Origin of the sequence: Micromonospora sp. AMSO12t (assembly GCF_008806585.1) — a bacterium.
Lineage (GTDB): Bacteria > Actinomycetota > Actinomycetes > Mycobacteriales > Micromonosporaceae > Micromonospora > Micromonospora reichwaldensis.
This window is the reverse complement of sequence record NZ_WAAS01000134.1, coordinates 1-17,223: the sequence shown is the minus strand read 5'-3', so window position 1 is coordinate 17,223 and position 17,223 is coordinate 1. Positions and strand designations below refer to the sequence as shown.

Below are 17,223 nucleotides of genomic sequence, written 5' to 3'. Positions count from 1 at the left end.
GACCTTGAGGTTGCCGACGTCCTGGGCGGCGTCACGGCGTGGCCGGGATCCCGTAGGCGAACAGGAAGACCGGCTCGCGTTTCCGCCCGTCGTCGGGCACGTCCCGGTCGCCCCACCGGGCGAGCACCTCGTTCAGCTCGCCGGCCAGCTGGGCGAGTTCGGCATCGGTCAGGTGCAGCCAGCGGTCCGTGGAGAACGGTCCCTGCGACCAGGCGGCCCGGCTGTCCTCGTCGGTGGCGTGCCAGGCGCGGGCGAGGGCGACGTGCCGGTCCAGGTTGAGCGAGGTGGCGGCGTCGGCGACGGCCCGGGCGGCGGGGTCGTCGAAGTCCGACTGGGACCAGCGGACACCCCGGGTGACCAGGCGCCACCAGCGTTCGCGCCGGTCGCGGGCCAGCTCGGGCGCCTCCTCGACCAGTTCGGCGCCGGCCAGCACCTTGAGGTGGTGGCTGACGTTCGCCGGCGCCTGCGCGGTCCGCTCGGCGAGCAGGCCGACGGTGGACGGGCCGTGCACCTTGAGCACGTCCATCAGCCGGCGGCGCAGCGGATGGGACAGCGCGGCGAGCACCCGCGAGTCGGTCACGTGGCGTACGTCGGGGTTCGTCATGCCGCCAGCCTGACATCGGCAACGGCAGTTGCGCAACACCTATTGCGCAACTGCCGTTGCCGATTCCCTCGTCACGCCCGGCCGCCCCGGCGTCGCGCGTCCGTCGGCCCGCCGGGCCTGAACGCGCCCGCCGGACGCGCCGTGGTCAGGCCGCCAGGCGGCGGGCCAGTTCGTCGGTGACCTGCTGGGCGATGGTGGGCGGGATTGCCTCCGCGATCTGCTCCGGCGAGAGGCCGGCGAGCACACCGGCGATGATCGCCTGCTCGTCGCTGAAGTCGCTCTCGGACAGGGCCTTGACCTGGGCGACCAGGGCCGGGTACGCCTGCGCCATCGCGAGCAGGAGCATCAACGGCGACTCCGCCAGCGGCGGCGTCAGCAGACCCGGCGTCCCGACGGGCGAGATCAGCCAGTTGCGCAGGTTCTCCAGGTCGGCGAGGACCTGGCCGACCGTACGGGTGGGCGACCCCGTGTTGTAGACGAGCTTGTCGGTCTGTTCCATGTCGGACTCCTCTGCTGGCGGTGCGATCAATCCGATGGTCGTCAGGTAGCGGCGGAACAGCGGGGTCTGGTCCCGGTTCGCCTTGATCGAGTCGCGGAAGAAGCTGAAGTGGGTGTGCCACAGGTGGGAGTTGTCCCCGCTCGTCCGCTTGCGCAGGCGGTCCCACCGCCGGACGACCTTGCCGTCCGGGGAGTAGATGATCTCGCGGAGGTCCCGGCTGTCCGGGGTGCCCGCGGTGCACTGCGCGACGCACCAGGTGGAGAAGCTGCGGAGGTCGTGCGCCCGTCCTGCGACGACGACCCGGAAGAGGCCGACGTCGAGCGCCGCCGCGTCGAGGGTCAGGCCGGAGGAGTCCCGGGGCGATTCGACGACGGAGTAGTCCCTGGGCACCACCCGGTCGGAGCCGCAGTGGTAGCCGCCCCGGTGGGCGGGGTCGCCGACGATGCCGACCTCGGCGGGTTCGAGGTCCTGTTCGCGGACGGTGTCGGGGTCGACGTTGAGGTGGTCGAGCAGCAGGCGGCGGACGGCCAACAGGTTTTGCGGTGCCCGCGTCATGGGTTCCCCCTCGGGGACGGGTTCGGGGTCGGGCACGACAGTGACACCGCGTAGGCGGCGCGGAAGCCTCACGCGCGGGCCCGACCGGCTGGTGCACGGCGTCGGGCAGTGGCCCAACCATAGCCCTGTCGATTGACGAATGCCCAGCTCAGGGCAGGTTCTTTCCGCCGGCGGAAACCTGCGACCTCGACGGCATGATCGGTAGGACCACAGCGGACGGACACTGTGGATCGTGCAGGATCTCCCGCCATCCGGCACGCAGGGTGACTGCCGTGCCGAGGGGCTCGCCGGTGCCGGGGTTGCGCGCGTAGCGGGGATGGGCGCCGCCGGAGACCTGCACCCGCAGCCGGTGTCCCGGCGCGAAGCGGTGCGCCGTGGGCCAGAGCTCCACCGGCACCCGCACCACGCCGGCCCTGTCGGCGGGGAACCGACCGGGCGCGACCCGGACCAGGCCGTCGCAGACGTTCCAGGACCGGCCGCGCCGGTCCACGTCGCACAACCGCACGAAGACGTCCAGGTGAGACAGCTCGCTGCGCAGGTGGATCTCGGCGCGTACCGGACCGATCACCTCGACGGGCGCGTCGAGCGGGGCGCTGGTGAAGGTGAGCACGTCGGGCCGGGCCTCGACCGGGCGGTTGTCCACCGGCCCGGCCCGCTGGGCGACCAGCAGCGGCCCGCCGAGGGAGGGCGTCGGGTCGGCCGGGTCGTAGTGGAAGCCGTCCGGCGCCGACGGGACCGGCGCGGCCGTGCTCAGCCCGCCATCCGGGTGCAGGTGCCACGGGGTCGGCACCGCCGGCGGCGGCCAGTCGGGCAGGTCCCGCCAGCCGCCACCGGCACCGCCGACGTGCACCCGCACGGGGGCCGCCGCGCCGGCGCCGGTCGGCCGCCCGGCGAGGTGGGCGTCGAGGTGGTCCAGCCCGTCGCGCAGCGCGGCGAGGAAGAGCCCGGGGCTGCCGTGGGTCCACGGTCCGACGGTCAGCCGGGGCCGGGCGCCGGCCGCGCGCAGCGCCGCGAAGTCGCGCAGCTGGGCCGGCAGGAAGATGTCGTGCCAGCCGCTCACCATCGCCACCGGCGCGTGGACCTCGGCGATCCGGTCGCCGAAGACGCGCGTACGCCAGTAGCCGGCGTCCGGGGTGTGGTGGCGCAGCCACTCCTGGAAGAACGGCACGGTGACGCCGGTGGCCACCCGGTCCGCCTCGGCCAGCGGCAGGTGGGCCAGCGCCGCGACCAGCCGGGGCTGGCCGCGCTTGAGCTCCCACTGCCGGGCCAGCCACGGCACGGTCTGCGCCTGGAGCAGCTCGGCCCAGGTGAGCACGGTGTCGAGGGCGAAGGACTCCCCGGCGTACGTCGAGTCGCGGGTGCCCGAGGCGGTCACCACCGCAACCATCGCGCGCAGCTCCTCCCCGGCGTCGGCGGCCAGGGCCCACTGCACGAAGCCCTGGTAGCTGGCGCCGAACATGCCGAACGCGCCGGTCCACCAGGGCTGGCGGCGCAGCCAGTCGAGGGTGTCGAGGCCGTCCTCGCGCTCGTGCACCAGCGGGGCGAAGGTGCCGCCGGAGCCGAACGTGCCGCGGCAGGACTGGATCACCACGTGGAAGCCGCGTTCGGCGGCGAGCCGGCCGAGCAGCCGCATGGGTCCACCCCGACCGTACGGGGTGCGGATCAGCACGGTCGGCGCGCCGGGCAGGGCCGGGGCGTAGTGGTCGGTGCGCAGCGGCACGCCGTCGCGTACCCGCACCGCGATGCCCCGGGTGAGGGTGACCCGACGGGTGCGCGCGGGCGGCAACCGCAGCGCGGCGGTGGCGAGGCGGGCTGCCAGCCGGTCGAGCACGACGTCAGCCGTTCGCGCGCCGGGCCGGCTCGTCGCGGGCGGCGCGCACCGCGTCCCGGTGCTCCCCCATCGAGGCGGTCATCGCGGTCATGAACCGGTGCACCACGTCCAGCTCGTCGTCGCTGAAGCCGGCCATCACGTCGTCGGTGCGCCGGCCCAGGGGCCGGAAGAACTCCATGGCCAGCGCGGCGCCCCGCTCGGCGTAGTGCAGGAAGACCTTGCGCCGGTCGGTGGTGTCGCGGTCGCGGCGGATGTGCCCGGCGCGTTCCAGCCGGTCGATCAGGGCGGTGACCGAGCCGGACGACAGGTTGAGCGCCTCGCCCAGGCGGCCGGGGGTGATCGGCCGGCCGACCAGCTCGGCGTCCATCACCGCGATCAGCGCCTGGAGGTCCGTGGCGTTGAGCCCGTGCAGGCCGGCGAAGGCGTGCCCGATGTGTTGCGCATCGACCGAGTAGCGCCGTAGTTCGGCCGAGATCTCGGCGACCAGTCGCTCGCGGCGCGAGTCGCGCCGCCGGTACATGCCGTGACCTGCCACGTCGGTCGCCGCCTCCCGCCCATCCGTTCCGGTTGCAGCATAACTCAGCAGTCGATAATCTCGTTTATCGAGATACTCGACGCCCGACCCTTTGCGTCGTTCGCGAGGTCTTGACCGTCGAAGGAAATCCGTCGAGAGACCGTGAGGGCATCCGAATGTCAGTGTTCACCCGCGTGGCGCGCGGGCGGCTCGCCGCGTGGCTCACCGTGGCCGCCGCGATCGTGTTCGGGGCGGCCGTCTTCGTGCTGCCCAAGCCCGACAACCCGGCGGCCGTCTCCGCCACCGGCCTGTCGGTGGAGTGGCAGTCGACCCAGGTGGAGCGCCTCCAGGACCAACTGCCCTCCCGCGACGTCCAGCCGGCGATCGTCGTGGTCAGCCGCGCCGACCGGGCCGCCCTCACCGAGGCCGACCGCGCGGCCCTGACGGGCCAGTCGGGTGACCTCAACCAGTTCGCCGTCGGCGGTCGCGTCAGCCCGCCGCAGGTCTCCCCCGACGGCACCGTCGCGCTCGTCGCCGTGCCGCTCTCCACCGCCGGCGGGCAGGAGGCGGTCGCGGAGCGGATCGACCAACTCCGCGCGTCCCTGGACGACGCGCCGGCGGGGTTGACCGTGGAGGTCACCGGCGGGCCCGCGTTCGCCACCGACCTGACGAAGGTATTCGCCGGCGCCGACACCACGCTGCTGGCCGTCACCGCCGGCGTCGTGGCGCTGCTGCTGCTCATCACCTACCGCAGCCCGTTCCTGTGGATCGTGCCGCTCGTCGTCGTCGCGGCGACGGAACAGCTCACGCTGCGTGCCCTCGACACGGTCGTCCCGGCCGTCGGCATCAACCTGCCCGGCGGCGCCGTCACCGGCATCGCCAGCGTCCTCGTCTTCGGCGCCGCCACCAACTACGCGCTGCTGCTCATCGCCCGCTACCGCGAGGAGCTACGCCGCGAGGAGGACCGCTTCGTGGCGATGCGCGCCGCGCAGCGGCGGGTCGCCGAGCCCATCCTCGCCAGCGGCTCCACCGTCGTCCTCGGCGTGCTCACCCTGCTGCTGTCGGAGCAGGAGCTCAACCGCGCCCTCGCCGTGGCCTGCGCGACGGGCGTCGTCCTCGCCATGCTCTCGGCGCTGTTCGTCCTCCCGGCGGTCCTGGTGATCTTCGGGCGCGGCCTGTTCTGGCCGTTCGTGCCCCGGGTCGGCGGGGAGATCCGCGAGGGCCGGCTGTGGGGCCGGCTCGGCGCCGCCGTCGAGCGTCGTCCCGTGCCGGTCGCGCTGCTCGCGACGCTGCTGCTCGCCGGGCTCGCCCTCGGCGGGCTGGGCATCCGCACCGGCCTGTCGGAGACCGAGCAGTTCCGGGTCAAGCCGGAGGCGGTCGCCGGCGCGGAGACCCTCGCGCGGTCCTTCCCCGCCGGCACGACCCAGCCGGTCGCCGTGCTCACCACCCCTTCGGCGGTGCGGGCCGTCACGGACACCGCCGCCGGGGTCCCCGGCGTCGCCTCCGCGCGTCCCGGTGAGGCCGGCGCCCAGGTCGCCCAGGTCGACGTCGTGCTCGAGGCCGAGCCCGGCACCGCGGCGGCGAGCCGGGCCGTCGAGGCCCTGCGGGACGCGGTCGCGGCGGTTCCCGGCTCCGCCCCGCCCCCGGTCGAGGGCGCGCCCGCGTTCGACGGCGCGGTGGTCGGCGGCAACGTCGCGGCCACCTACGACGAGAACGAGGCCAACGGCAAGGACCTGCGGCTGATCCTGCCGATCATCCTGCTGCTCGTCGGCGCGGTGCTGGTGCTGCTCCTGCGCGGCCTGGTCGCCCCGCTGCTGCTGGTGCTCACCGTGATCGCGTCGTTCTTCGCCAGCATCGGCGCGTCGTGGCTGCTCTTCGACCACGTGCTCGACATGCCGGCGCTCGACAGCGGCGTCCTGCTGCTGGCCTTCGTGTTCCTCGTGGCGCTCGGCGTGGACTACAACATCTTCCTCGTCACCCGGGCCCGCGAGGACGCCCGGCGCAGCGGCACCCGCGCCGGGATGCTCTCGGCCCTGCGGGTCACCGGCGGCGTCATCACCAGCGCCGGTGTCCTGCTCGCCGCAGTCTTCGCGGTCCTCGGCGTCCTGCCGCTGATCCTGCTGACCCAGATCGGGATCATCGTCTGCATCGGCGTCCTGCTGGACACCCTGCTCGTGCGGACGGTCCTGGTGCCGGCGCTGGCGTTCACGCTCGGCGACCGCTTCTGGTGGCCGGGGCGGGTCGCGCGCAAGCCCGCCGGGGACGGCGACGACGCGCCGACGGGACGCGAGCAGGTGACCACCCGGGACTGACCGGCCCGCCGGAAGGGGCCGTGGCGGCATCGCCACGGCCCCTTCGCGCGCCCCGGGCACGCCGTCCGCCGCGCTGTGAAGGCTGGTGGAGGCGGCCTCGTGCGCGGCTCGGCGATGGCGGAGGCGGCTCACGCGTCGGCGCGGGCCGCCACCGGTTCGGGCTCGGCCACGTCGCCGCCCGCGGCCCTGTCGCGGGTGGCCCAGGCGACCACGAACAACGCCGTCCAGGCCACCCCGAGCAGCACCGCCGTGGCGCTGCCGCTGGCGGTGCTCAGCCCCAGGTAGAGGCGGGCGCCGACGATGCCGACCACGCCGGCCGCCGCGGCCGTCCAGGCGGCCACCGCCACCGGCCAGCGCGCCCCCCGGGACAGCAGCCAGGCCAGGGTGCAGAGGCTGGCCGCCACCACGGCGTTCTGCGTCGGGAACAGGGCGGCGTCCCGGCCGTCCGGCCCGCCCGCCGTCGGCCCGGCCAGGTCGACCACCACGGCCAGCACCACCAGCGGCACGAACGCCCCGACCGTGCCGACCACGCTGAGCAGGTCCGCCCGCCAGGGCCGGTGCCGCCAGGCCAGCACCGCCGCGACGACGGCCACCAGCACGATCAGCGACGATCCGCGCAGCGCCGAGACCACCGCGAGCGTGACGTCGACCGCCCCGGGCGTACGCCGGTCGGCGAACCAGTCGGCGATCGCGCTGTCGAGCACCGCGAGGCCGCTGTGCCGGACCACCGCCCCGAGCACCCAGGCGATGGCGAGCCCGGCCAGGAAGAGCAGCAGCAGGCCCACGACCAGGTTGATCAGCAGCGTCCAGGCCGGCCCGACGTGCATGGCGAGCAGGAAGAACAGCACCCCGTACCGGCCGCTGAGCCAGCGCACCGGCCGCAGCCCCGCCGCCCGGGACGCCAGCGCCCGGGCCGGATCCGGGTTGCGGCCCAGCCACCGCCCCGCCAGCACCACCGCGACCAGCGCGGCCACCAGCACCAGCACCGCGCCGGTGGCCCGCCCGAGCAGCCGGGAGACCGTCTCGTACGACTCGCCGGCCAGGTTGCCGACGAGCACCGAGCCGCCCACCCAGGTCACCACCCCGGCCAGGTTCCACGGCGCGAACCGCCGGTACGGCATCCCGGCCGCCCCGGCCAGCCGGGGCACCAGGGTGCGGGCGAAGGCCACCCAGCGGGCGGTGAGCACCCCGCGCCCGCCCAGCCGGCCGAGCATCGCGTCCGCCCGGCTCCACCGCTCGTGACCCACCCGCGCGCCCAGCCGCCCGGCGCGCAGCCGGGGCCCGTGCCGCCGGCCCGCCCGGTACGCCAGTGTGTCGCCGATCACTGCTGCAAGGATCATCACCAACAGCGCCGGTACGAGCCTCAGCGTCCCCGCGTACGCTAGGAAGCCGACCAGCAACAGGGTCGCCTCGCCCGGCACCAGCAGACCGAAGATCACGGCGGTCTCCCCCGCGACGACAATCGCGGCGATCACATAGATCAGCAGGGGCGGCAGGCCCTGCAGCGAGGTCAGCAGGTCGTGCATCGGGCCCCCATTCCCACGGGGGTCAGCATGCCAGGCGCTGAAACGGTCGGAACATCAGTTTCGGCAGAGATCCGGGTCATCTGGGGGTAACACCCCCCGACGCGTGCCCGGCAACCGCAGACAGGAGTATGGAGGGTATGCAGCTTCGCACCGACCTCCGCAACGTCGCCATCATCGCCCACGTCGACCACGGCAAGACGACCCTGGTCGACGCCATGTTGCGGCAGGCCGGCGCCTACGGCGCCCGCGGCGAGGTAACCGAACGGGTCATGGACTCGATGGACCTCGAACGGGAAAAGGGCATCACCATCCTGGCCAAGAACACCGGCGTGCGGTACATGCCGGCCGACGGCTCCGACCCGGTGACCATCAACATCATCGACACCCCCGGCCACGCCGACTTCGGCGGCGAGGTCGAACGCGGCCTGACCATGGTCGACGGCGTGGTGCTGCTGGTGGACGCCAGTGAGGGCCCCCTGCCGCAGACCCGGTTCGTGCTCCGCAAGGCGCTCAAGGCGCGCATGCCGATCATCCTGGTGATCAACAAGGTGGACCGCCCCGACGCCCGGATCAAGGAGGTCGTGGACGACACCTACGAGCTCTTCCTCGACCTGGACGCCGACGAGGAGCAGATCGACTTCCCGATCGTCTACGCCTGCGCCCGCGACGGCATCGCCTCGCTGACCCAGCCCGCCGACGGCGCGGTCCCCGACGACAGCACCAGCCTGGAGCCCCTGTTCCGCACCCTGCTGGACACCATCCCGCCGCCCTCGTACGAGGAGGAGGCGCCGCTCCAGGCGCACGTCACCAACCTCGACGCCTCCCCGTTCCTCGGCCGGCTGGCGCTGTGCCGGGTGCGGCAGGGCACCATCAGCAAGGGCCAGACGGTCGCCTGGTGCCGCACCGACGGCAGCACCCAGCGGGTCCGCATCTCCGAGCTGCTGATGACCGAGGGCCTGGAGCGCAAGCCGGCCGACTCGGCGGGCCCCGGCGACATCATCGCCGTCGCCGGCATCCCCGAGATCATGATCGGTGAGACCCTGGCCGACGCGGAGGACCCGCGCCCGCTGCCGCTGATCACCGTCGACGAGCCGGCCATCTCGATGACCATCGGCACCAACACCTCGCCGCTGGTCGGCCGGGTCAAGGGTGCCAAGGTCACCGCCCGGATGGTCAAGGACCGGCTCGACAAGGAGCTGGTCGGCAACGTGTCGCTGCGGGTGCTGCCCACCGAGCGCCCCGACGCGTGGGAGGTGCAGGGCCGCGGCGAGCTGGCGCTGGCCATCCTGGTCGAGCAGATGCGCCGCGAGTCGTTCGAGCTGACCGTCGGCAAGCCTCAGGTCGTCACCCGGGAGATCGACGGCAAGGTCTGCGAGCCGGTCGAGCGGCTCACCATCGACGCCCCGGAGGAGTACCTCGGCGCGATCACCCAGCTGCTGGCGACCCGCAAGGGCCGGATGGAGCAGCTGGTCAACCACGGCACGGGCTGGATCCGGATGGAGTGGCTGGTCCCGGCCCGGGGCCTGATCGGCTTCCGCACCGAGTTCCTCACCGACACCCGGGGCACCGGCATCCTGCACCACGTCTTCGAGTCGTACGAGCCGTGGTTCGGCGAGCTGCGCACCCGCAACAACGGCTCGCTGGTCGCCGACCGGTCCGGCGCCGTCACGTCGTTCGCCATGATCAACCTCCAGGAGCGCGGCCAGCTCTTCGTCGAGCCGACCACCGAGGTGTACGAGGGCATGATCGTCGGGGAGAACTCCCGCTCCGACGACATGGACGTCAACATCACCAAGGAGAAGAAGCTCACCAACATGCGCGCGTCGACCTCCGACGAGACCGAGAAGCTGATCCCGCCGCGCAAGCTGTCGCTGGAGCAGGCCCTCGAGTTCTGCCGCGAGGACGAGTGCGTCGAGGTGACCCCGGCCGCGGTCCGCATCCGCAAGGTGGTGCTCGACCAGCAGCTCCGCGGTCGGGCCGCCGCCCGCCGCAAGCACGCCGGCTGACGTACGACGGCAGTCTCCCCCGGAGCCCGGACCGCGCCACGCGGTCCGGGCTCCGCCCGTCACGGCCCCGCCACGCCGTCCGGTGGCGGCCGGCCCTGCGCGTCGACGTCCTCCCAGAGGTCTCCGCACGCGCGGCGTGGGTGCCGCGCCGTCACCTCGCCGCCCCGGACCACGTCAGGCGGGGCGGCGCGAGCGTCAGGCCTGGCAGGCGGCGCGGGCCGTCAGCGGGGCAGGCGGCGCGGGCCGTCAGCGGGGCAGGCGGCGCGGGCCGTCAGGCCGGGCGGGTGGCGAGGAAGGCGAACAGGTCGGGCACCCGGCCGGACCCGGCCTCGGTGGTGCGCACCAGCGTCAGGCCGGCGTCGGTGACCGCGTTGAGCAGGCCGGCCATCGGGACGTGCCAGGCGCCGACGCGCACCCGCACCCCCTGCGGCGACCAGGCCCGGAAGCTGCGCTCCCGGTCGGCGTAACCGCCGTCGATCACGATCCGCGCCGGATCGGAGCGGTCGGCGAACGCCCCGACGAAACACGGATGCACCCCCACGTGCACGAACCGCCCGCCGGGCGCGAGCACCCGCGCCGCCTCGGCGATCACCGCCGCGTAGTCGGGCACGTCGGTGTGGGCCAGCACGCACGCCACCGCCGGCACCGAGGCGTCGGCCACCGGCAGCGCCGCCGCGTCGGCGCGGGCCACCGGCAGGCGCGGTCGGGCGTGCCGCAGCTGCCCGCCGGAGAGGTCGACCCCCACCGGCTGCCAGCCCAGCCGGCGCAGCTCCGCCGCCTGGAGCCCCGTGCCGCAGCACAGGTCGAGGCAGCGGCCGGGGCCAGCGCCGAGCAGGTCGCGGAGCTGGCCGCGAACCCGGGTCATGTAGTCGCTGGACGTGTCGGTGGCGAACGCCTCGTACCAGTCGGCGTGCGCGTCGTAGGCGGCAACCGTCATCCCCGCACCGTACGACCGAACGCCCCGACCCGCTGCCCCGTCGGCGATCCGTTACGGTCAGCCGCATGACCTGGGACGAGCTCGACGCCCATCTGGACGGGGTGCCCGGCACGGTGTCGGCGTACGTGGGGCGGGTCGGCGCGGCCCCCACCTGGACCCGGCACGCCGACGCGACCCACTACGCGGCCAGCACCATGAAGGCGGCGGTGCTCGTCGCGCTGCACCGCGCCGCCGAGGCCGGCGCCCTCGACCTGGACGCCCCGGTGCCGGTGCGCAACGAGTTCGACTCGGCGCTGCCCGGCGCGCCCCGGTTCTCCTGCGCCCGGCACTACGACAACGACGAGGCGGTCTGGGAGCGCGTCGGCGCCGAGGCGACACTGCGCTGGCTCGCCCACCGCATGATCGTCCGCTCCAGCAACCTCGCCACCAACCTGGTCATCGGCCACGTCGGACTGCCGGCGGTGGCACGGGTGTGGGATCTCGCCGGGGCCCGGCACAGCGTCACCGGCCGGGGCATCGAGGACTTCGCGGCCCGCGAGGCGGGCGTCACCAACCTCGTCACCGCCGCCGACCTCGCCGCGTTGCTCGGTGCGCTGGCGGCCGGCGCGGACACCCCGGGTCCGCTGGCCTCGCCGGCCGGCTGCGCCGCCATGCTGGACGTGCTGTTCGCCCAGGAGCACCGCGAGGACCTGGCCGCCGGGCTGCCCGAGGGCACCCGCATCGCGCACAAGAACGGCTGGGTGCGCGGCGTGCGGCACGGCGCCGGGGTGGTCTTCCCCGACGACGCGCCGCCGTACGCCGTCGTCGTCTGCACCACCACCGACCTCGCCGACGGCGGCCCCAGCGGCGAGGAGGACGACGACGCCTGCCGGCTGATCGCGCGGGTGTCCGCCGCCGCCTGGGCCGCCCGGCGCGACCTGACCTGAGGCCTCACTCCAGCAGGTGTGCCCGCAGCGCCGTCACCACGTCGTCGGTCACGCCGAGGCCGTCGCGCAGGTACGCCCCGAACGACCCGTGCACCCGGCGCACCTCCGCGTACGCGGCGTCCAGGTACTCCTCGCGCACCTCCAGCACCGGGCGCACCGCCTCGACGTTCAGTTCCGGCATCCGCCGCCGCATCGCCTCCAGCAGGACCTCCCGCAGGCTCTCGGTCAGCCGGTTGTTCGCCAGGTAGTCCGCCCGGATCGCCGCCTCGTCCACGCCGAGCGCGCTGAGCAGCAGCACCGTCAACCAGCCGGTGCGGTCCTTGCCCGCCGAGCAGTGGTAGACCAGCGGCAGGTTCTCCGCCTGGGCGGCCAGCCGCACCGCCGTGCCGAAGTTCGCCCGTGCCGACTCCCCGCTGACGAACCAGCGGTAGATCGCCGCCATCGCCGCCGGCGTGCCCTGCTCCGCCAGGCCCGTGTACGCGCCCAGGTCGTGCCCGAGCAGCACCGCCGAGACGTACGTGAAGACGGGGTGCTCGGCGTCGTGCACCGGCAGGTGCACCACCCGCGGCTGGCCGGTCAGCCGGTCCGGCGGGGCGACCGCCGTCTCCGAGTGGTCCCGCAGGTCGACCACACAGGCCGGGCCGAGCTTGGCCAGCACCGGCAGGTCCTCATCGGTCAGCCGACCCAGCGCCGGCGTCCGGATCAGCGCCCCCGGGCGCACCCTCCGGCCGTCGGCGCCGACCAGGCCGCCGAGGTCCCGCGCGTTCGGCGCGCCCACCAGTTCCCATTCCCGCCCGCTCATGCCGGCGCTCCGCCGCGCCGCGTGCCGCCACGAGGCGCCACCGCCCCGCGCCCGTTGATCCGCTCACTCCGCTCGCTCATGCCGGCCTCCCCTTCGCCTGCCCGTGCCCGTATAGGGTGCCGCACATGACGATCGCCGCGGTACGCACCCACCGGCTCTCTGCGCCCCTGCACACGCCGTTCGTGACCGCGCTGCGCCGCACCACCACCGTGGAGACCCTGGTGGTGGAGGTGGTCGATGCCGACGGCCGGTCCGGCTTCGGCGAGGCGCCGCAGGTGTGGCAGGTCACCGGGGCGTCGGTCGCCGGTTCCGAGGCGTGCGTCCGCGAGCTGCTCGGCCCGGCGCTCACCGGCCGCGACGCCGACGACCTGGTGGCCCGCTGCACCGAGGTGCAACGGGCGGTCGTCGGCAACGAGGCGGCCAAGGCGGCCGTCGACGTCGCGCTGCACGACCTGGCCGCGCGGCGGCTCGGCGTACCGCTGGTGCGGCTGCTCGGGGGCACCGCCCTGCGGGTGCCCACGGACGTCACGCTCGCCGCGGGCGACGCGGTGGACCTGGCGGCGGCGGCCCGGCAGCGGCGGGCGGAGGGCTTCGGCGTGCTGAAGCTGAAGGTGGGCACCGACGCGGCCGGCGACCTGGAGCGGGTCCGCGCGGTGCGTGCCGCCGTCGGCGACGGGGTCCGCATCCGGCTGGACGCCAACCAGGGCTGGACCCCGCGCGAGGCGGTCCGGGTGATCCGGGGCGTCGAGGAAGCCGGGCTGGACGTGGAACTGGTCGAGCAGCCGGTCGCCCGCTGGGACCTGGACGGGCTGGCCTGGGTCAGCGACCGGGTGGACCTGCCGATCCTCGCCGACGAGTCGGTCTTCGGCGTCCGCGACCTGGTCGAGGTGATCCGCCGCCGGGCCGCCGACATGGTCAACGTCAAGCTCGCCAAGTGCGGTGGCCTGCATCCGGCCCGGACCCTGCTCGACCTCGCCGCCGCGCACGGCCTCGGCACCGTCGTCGGTTCGATGATGGAGAGCCAGGTGGGCATCGGCGCCGCTGCGAGCCTGGTGGGCGCCTACGGCACCACCGCGGTGGCCGACCTGGACGCCGCCTGGTGGCTGGCCTGGTCGCCGGTGCGCGGCGGCCTGCGGTACGACGGCGCGTCCGTCGTGCTGCCGGACGCGCCGGGGCTGGGCATCAGCTCCGTGACTGAAGTAAAGATGCAGACTGCTGGTTGATGCTCGTCGAAAACTTTCATATGGTCGCGGGGACATTGGGCGCGAGCTGGGGGTGGACGTGGAGCTGCAACCGGGCCGGGAGGCCGTGGTCCGGGTCGCGGTCGCGACCCTCTGGAGCTGCCCCGAGGCGGTACGCCCCGTCGACGGCCCCGCCCTGGCCGCGCGTACGGACATCGCCGCCTGGATCTCCGGCATGGACACCGACCAGCAGGTCGGCGACTGCGTACTGAGCCAACTGCTGCTCGGCGAGCGGGTGCTGGTCACCGAACTGCGCCCGGACGGCTGGGCCCACGTGGTGGCGGTCGAGCAGCCGGCCCCCCGGCTGCACCCGCGCGGCTACCCCGGCTGGCTGCCCACCGAGCAGCTCGCCCCCGTGGCCGGCGACCCCGAGGCGGACCCGCTCGTGGTCGACGCCACCGTCACCGCGCTGCGTGACGCGCCGGGGGGCGCCGAGTTGCTCTCCGGGGTGATCCTGGGCACCCGGCTGATCCCGGCCGGGCCGGCGGTCGACGGCTGGCAGCCGGTGCACGCGCCGGGCCACTCCGCGCCGCTCTGGCTGCCCGCCGGCGACGCGGTGCCGGTGCCCACCACGCCCCCGTCGGCCGAGGAGGTGCTGGCCGTCGCGCAGCGCCTGGTCGACGTCGTCTACATCTGGGGCGGGGTGTCGGCGTACGGCATCGACTGCTCCGGCCTGGTCCACCTGGCCTGGCGGCGGCTCGGCGTGCTGCTGCCGCGCGACGCCAGCGACCAGGCGACGGTGACCACGCCGGTGCCGCTGGGCGCGGAACGCCCCGGCGACCTCTACTTCTTCGCCCGCCCCGGGCGGCGGATCCACCACATCGGGATCGTCACCGCCGACCCGCGTCCCGGCGACGACCGGCGGATGCTGCACGCCTGCTACCTGCAACGCCGGGTGCTGGAGGAGCGGCTGCCCGACGAGCGCACCGCCACCCTGGTCGGCGTGCACCGCGTCTGACCCGCGTACGCCTCAGTGGCGGGCGTCGGTCAGCACCCGCCGCCGGTCGCGGGAGGACTTGACCAGGCTGGCCACGGTGGCCACCGCGAGGGTGCCGAGGATGATCGTCAGTGAGAGCCAGATCGGGATGTGCGGGGCCCAGGAGACGTGCTCGCCGCCGTTGATGAACGGCAGCTTGTTGTCCGCGAGGGCCTCCAGCACCAGCTTGACGCCGATGAAGCCGAGCACCACGGCCAGGCCGTAGCTGAGGTAGATCAGGCGGCTGAGCAGGCCACCGAGCAGGAAGTAGAGCTGCCGCAGGCCCATCAGCGCGAAGACGTTGGCGGTGAAGACCAGATACGGCTCCTGGGTGATGCCGAAGATCGCCGGAATCGAGTCGAGCGCGAAGATCAGGTCGGTGGTGCCGATGGCGATCATGACGATCAGCATCGGGGTGAAGATCCGCTTGCCCTTCGCCGTGTGGGTGGTCAATTTGGCGCCGTCGTAGTCCCGGGAGATCGGCAACGCCTTGCGGCTCCACCGGATCAGCAGGTTCTCGGAGAACTCGTCCTCGTCCGGCTCGCCCTGCCGGGCGAGGTTGATCGCGGTGTAGATCAGGAACGCGCCGAAGATGTAGAACACGAAGGAGAACTGGGAGATCAGCGCCGCGCCGGCCGCGATGAAGCCGCCCCGCATGACCAGCGCCAGCACGATGCCGATGAGCAGCACCTTCTGCTGGTACTGCCGGGGCACCCCGAACCGCGCCATGATGATCACGAAGACGAACAGGTTGTCGACCGAGAGGCTGTACTCGGTCAGCCAGCCGGTGTAGAACTGCCCGGCCGCGCTGGCCCCGGAGGCCAGCCAGACGCCACCGCCGAAGATCAGTGCCAGGGCGACGTAGAAGCCGACCCAGAGGCTCGACTCACGCACGCTGGGCTCGTGCGGCCGCCGACCGACGATCAGCAGATCCACGAGCAGGATCCCGGTCAGGGCGACGAGCGTCCCCGCCCAGACCAGTCCGGACACGTCCAAGGTTCATTCCTCCGGCAGACACGCAACGACGGGCACACCGTACGCCCTTCGTGGACGCGGTGTGCCGGCGACGCTGACTCTGGTGACTGTCGGAGGTCTCTTCCGTCGCCGTCCCCGAGGGGGCGGCGACCGACGGGCCGGGTCGTGCGTCCAGGGATCGGCGCTCGACCGTGCTGACGACTCCGTCGCGGGGGAATACTCCCCTCCTCGCCCGTCATTCTGGCCCACCGCCGCCAGTGGCCGCATCCCGGGTCGTGAGTGTCCTTTCCCACCCCGGCGCATCGATGCCGGTGGGCGGCGGGCATCGAGGCCGGCCGCACCACCCGTAGAGCATCCTAGGAGGCTAGTGCTCCGGATTGGGCGCGACCAGCGGATCGGCGAGCGACCAGCCCTCCGCCAGCACCGCGTCGCAGGCGGCCACCGCCCGGGCCAGTCGCCGCCGGTGCGGGCCGGACAGCTCGACCACCGGCACCCCGCAGCCGGCCAGTTCCGCCCGGAACCGCCCCGTCATCCACGTCCGCAGGTGCTCGCCGTCGCGCAGCCCGTCGTCGTCGAAGGGCACCCCGACGTGGTCGGTCAGCAGGTACAGCGCGGGACGCCGGGACGCCGCGCGTACCCGCGCCGACGTCGACCCCAGGTACCGCTCCTCCCAGACGGCGGTGGCCCGCGCGTCCGTGTCGCAGAACAGCAGCGGGCCGCACGAGCGCGCCGCGGCGTCCTCCGCCGCCTGCTGCTCCCGGACCACCTCGGCGAAGTCGTCGCGGTCCCAGGCCACGTCGAAGACCGTGGCCGCCGGATCCCGCCCGCGCAGCCGGGCCAGCTTCCGCGCGGTCAGCTCCCGGCCGTACTCCGGGACCCAGCGGGTGCCGTAGTGCGCGGCGAGGGCGGCGGCCATCGTGGTGGTGCCGGTCGACTCCGCGCCGACGACCACCACCCGCCGGACGAACCACGCCCGCACCGGCGCGCTGAGCCGGTCCCAGTGGCCCGCCGGGTCCGCGCGCACCGCCGTCCCCGACACGGGCACGCCGCGCCGCCTCGGATCCACGCAGACCGACACCGCGTCGAACCGCCGGGCCAGCTCCTCGCCGTACGCCTCGGAGGAGAAGACGGCGTCCACCGGCGCCCCGCCCAGCGCCTCGCGGAACACCGCGCAGTGCAGGTCCCAGACCGCCGGGTCGGCGTAGTCCACCGGATGGTCGTCGTACCGGCCCACGAAGCGGACCCACGGGGTGGCCGCGTGCACCTCGCGCAGCCAGTCCAGCCGCAGCGCGAGCGGGATCGACTCCCGGCGGGACGGTGCCACCACCACGGTGACGGCCGCGCAGCGGGCGGCGGCGGCCTCGATCAGCGCGTGGTGGCCCGCGTGCGGTGGATAGAACTTGCCCACCACCATCGCGTGCCGGAACTCCGGCGCCGCCGGCCCGGCGCCCGCCCCCGTCGCGCCGTCTGCGGGGCCTATCCCGCTCACGCCGTCGCCGGGGCCGGCGGCTGCCCCTTA

General features: G+C 74.2%; 14 protein-coding genes. 5 read left to right on the top strand and 9 right to left on the bottom strand.

The genetic code is table 11. The features are described 5' to 3' along the window. Positions 1 to 31: 31 nt before the first annotated feature. The 4 genes from F6X68_RS19590 to F6X68_RS19575 all read right to left on the bottom strand — a co-directional run bounded on the left by F6X68_RS19590 (position 32) and on the right by F6X68_RS19575 (position 4,009). Entirely contained in the window at positions 32 to 604 is a 573-nt protein-coding gene (locus tag F6X68_RS19590; protein ID WP_151455658.1) for a helix-turn-helix transcriptional regulator, read from the bottom strand. Between the two features lie 145 nt (positions 605 to 749). Then, positions 750 to 1,658, bottom strand: coding sequence for a hypothetical protein (locus F6X68_RS19585; protein WP_151455657.1), 909 nt, complete (start codon positions 1,656 to 1,658; stop codon positions 750 to 752). Positions 1,659 to 1,806: 148 nt separating this feature from the next. Next, a complete protein-coding gene (locus F6X68_RS19580) occupies positions 1,807 to 3,489 on the bottom strand; it encodes a CocE/NonD family hydrolase (RefSeq protein ID WP_151455656.1) in 1,683 nt (560 codons plus the stop codon). Positions 3,490 to 3,493: 4 nt separating this feature from the next. Then, the gene (locus F6X68_RS19575) at positions 3,494 to 4,009 is read right to left on the bottom strand and encodes a MarR family winged helix-turn-helix transcriptional regulator (RefSeq protein WP_151455655.1); all 516 of its coding nucleotides are present in this window, start codon (positions 4,007 to 4,009) and stop codon (positions 3,494 to 3,496) included. A gap of 170 nt (positions 4,010 to 4,179) precedes the next feature. On the opposite strand from F6X68_RS19575, the gene F6X68_RS19570 reads away from it, so the two are divergent. Further along, positions 4,180 to 6,315 carry an efflux RND transporter permease subunit gene (locus F6X68_RS19570; protein WP_151455654.1) on the top strand — a complete coding sequence of 712 codons (2,136 nt, stop codon included), beginning with the start codon at positions 4,180 to 4,182 and terminating at the stop codon, positions 6,313 to 6,315. 128 nt (positions 6,316 to 6,443) lie between these two features. Here the strand turns inward: F6X68_RS19570 and F6X68_RS19565 are convergent, their stop codons facing one another. Continuing rightward, positions 6,444 to 7,841, bottom strand: coding sequence for a DedA family protein (locus tag F6X68_RS19565; RefSeq protein ID WP_151455653.1), 1,398 nt, complete (start codon positions 7,839 to 7,841; stop codon positions 6,444 to 6,446). A 137-nt stretch (positions 7,842 to 7,978) separates the two neighbouring features. On the opposite strand from F6X68_RS19565, the gene typA reads away from it, so the two are divergent. After that, positions 7,979 to 9,847, top strand: coding sequence for a translational GTPase TypA (gene typA / locus F6X68_RS19560; protein WP_151455652.1), 1,869 nt, complete (start codon positions 7,979 to 7,981; stop codon positions 9,845 to 9,847). 271 nt (positions 9,848 to 10,118) lie between these two features. Here the strand turns inward: typA and F6X68_RS19555 are convergent, their stop codons facing one another. Then, positions 10,119 to 10,784, bottom strand: coding sequence for a class I SAM-dependent methyltransferase (locus F6X68_RS19555; protein ID WP_151455651.1), 666 nt, complete (start codon positions 10,782 to 10,784; stop codon positions 10,119 to 10,121). A gap of 65 nt (positions 10,785 to 10,849) precedes the next feature. Between F6X68_RS19555 and F6X68_RS19550 the strand changes: the two genes are divergently transcribed. Continuing rightward, positions 10,850 to 11,710: a serine hydrolase gene (locus F6X68_RS19550; RefSeq protein WP_151455650.1), complete on the top strand. Its 861-nt coding sequence runs from the start codon at positions 10,850 to 10,852 to the stop codon at positions 11,708 to 11,710. A 4-nt stretch (positions 11,711 to 11,714) separates the two neighbouring features. Here the strand turns inward: F6X68_RS19550 and F6X68_RS19545 are convergent, their stop codons facing one another. After that, complete coding sequence (locus F6X68_RS19545) at positions 11,715 to 12,512, bottom strand: tyrosine-protein phosphatase (protein WP_151455649.1); 798 nt, start codon at positions 12,510 to 12,512, stop codon at positions 11,715 to 11,717. Positions 12,513 to 12,637: 125 nt separating this feature from the next. Between F6X68_RS19545 and F6X68_RS19540 the strand changes: the two genes are divergently transcribed. Together F6X68_RS19540 and F6X68_RS19535 are read left to right on the top strand one after the other, a co-directional pair. Next, positions 12,638 to 13,735: a mandelate racemase/muconate lactonizing enzyme family protein gene (locus F6X68_RS19540; protein WP_151455648.1), complete on the top strand. Its 1,098-nt coding sequence runs from the start codon at positions 12,638 to 12,640 to the stop codon at positions 13,733 to 13,735. A 58-nt stretch (positions 13,736 to 13,793) separates the two neighbouring features. After that, positions 13,794 to 14,711 (top strand): NlpC/P60 family protein, encoded by a 918-nt coding sequence (locus F6X68_RS19535; RefSeq protein WP_151455647.1) that lies wholly within the window; start codon positions 13,794 to 13,796, stop codon positions 14,709 to 14,711. A gap of 12 nt (positions 14,712 to 14,723) precedes the next feature. Here F6X68_RS19535 and F6X68_RS19530 read toward each other — a convergent pair whose 3' ends face one another. Further along, complete coding sequence (locus F6X68_RS19530) at positions 14,724 to 15,725, bottom strand: TerC family protein (protein ID WP_151455646.1); 1,002 nt, start codon at positions 15,723 to 15,725, stop codon at positions 14,724 to 14,726. A 343-nt stretch (positions 15,726 to 16,068) separates the two neighbouring features. Further along, entirely contained in the window at positions 16,069 to 17,193 is a 1,125-nt protein-coding gene (locus F6X68_RS19525) for an AAA family ATPase (RefSeq protein ID WP_225852311.1), read from the bottom strand. Between the last annotated feature and the right edge of the window lie 30 nt (positions 17,194 to 17,223).

What these genes read in the sequence shown, in the direction of transcription:
- F6X68_RS19590 (WP_151455658.1), bottom strand. Translation starts at nt 604, where the DNA reads ATGACGAACCCCGACGTACGCCACGTGACCGACTCGCGGGTGCTCGCC.
- F6X68_RS19585 (WP_151455657.1), bottom strand. Translation starts at nt 1,658, where the DNA reads ATGACGCGGGCACCGCAAAACCTGTTGGCCGTCCGCCGCCTGCTGCTC.
- F6X68_RS19540 (WP_151455648.1), top strand. Translation starts at nt 12,638, where the DNA reads ATGACGATCGCCGCGGTACGCACCCACCGGCTCTCTGCGCCCCTGCAC.
- F6X68_RS19575 (WP_151455655.1), bottom strand. Translation starts at nt 4,009, where the DNA reads ATGTACCGGCGGCGCGACTCGCGCCGCGAGCGACTGGTCGCCGAGATC.
- F6X68_RS19550 (WP_151455650.1), top strand. Translation starts at nt 10,850, where the DNA reads ATGACCTGGGACGAGCTCGACGCCCATCTGGACGGGGTGCCCGGCACG.
- F6X68_RS19565 (WP_151455653.1), bottom strand. Translation starts at nt 7,841, where the DNA reads ATGCACGACCTGCTGACCTCGCTGCAGGGCCTGCCGCCCCTGCTGATC.
- F6X68_RS19555 (WP_151455651.1), bottom strand. Translation starts at nt 10,784, where the DNA reads ATGACGGTTGCCGCCTACGACGCGCACGCCGACTGGTACGAGGCGTTC.
- typA (WP_151455652.1), top strand. Translation starts at nt 7,979, where the DNA reads ATGCAGCTTCGCACCGACCTCCGCAACGTCGCCATCATCGCCCACGTC.
- F6X68_RS19545 (WP_151455649.1), bottom strand. Translation starts at nt 12,512, where the DNA reads ATGAGCGGGCGGGAATGGGAACTGGTGGGCGCGCCGAACGCGCGGGAC.
- F6X68_RS19570 (WP_151455654.1), top strand. Translation starts at nt 4,180, where the DNA reads ATGTCAGTGTTCACCCGCGTGGCGCGCGGGCGGCTCGCCGCGTGGCTC.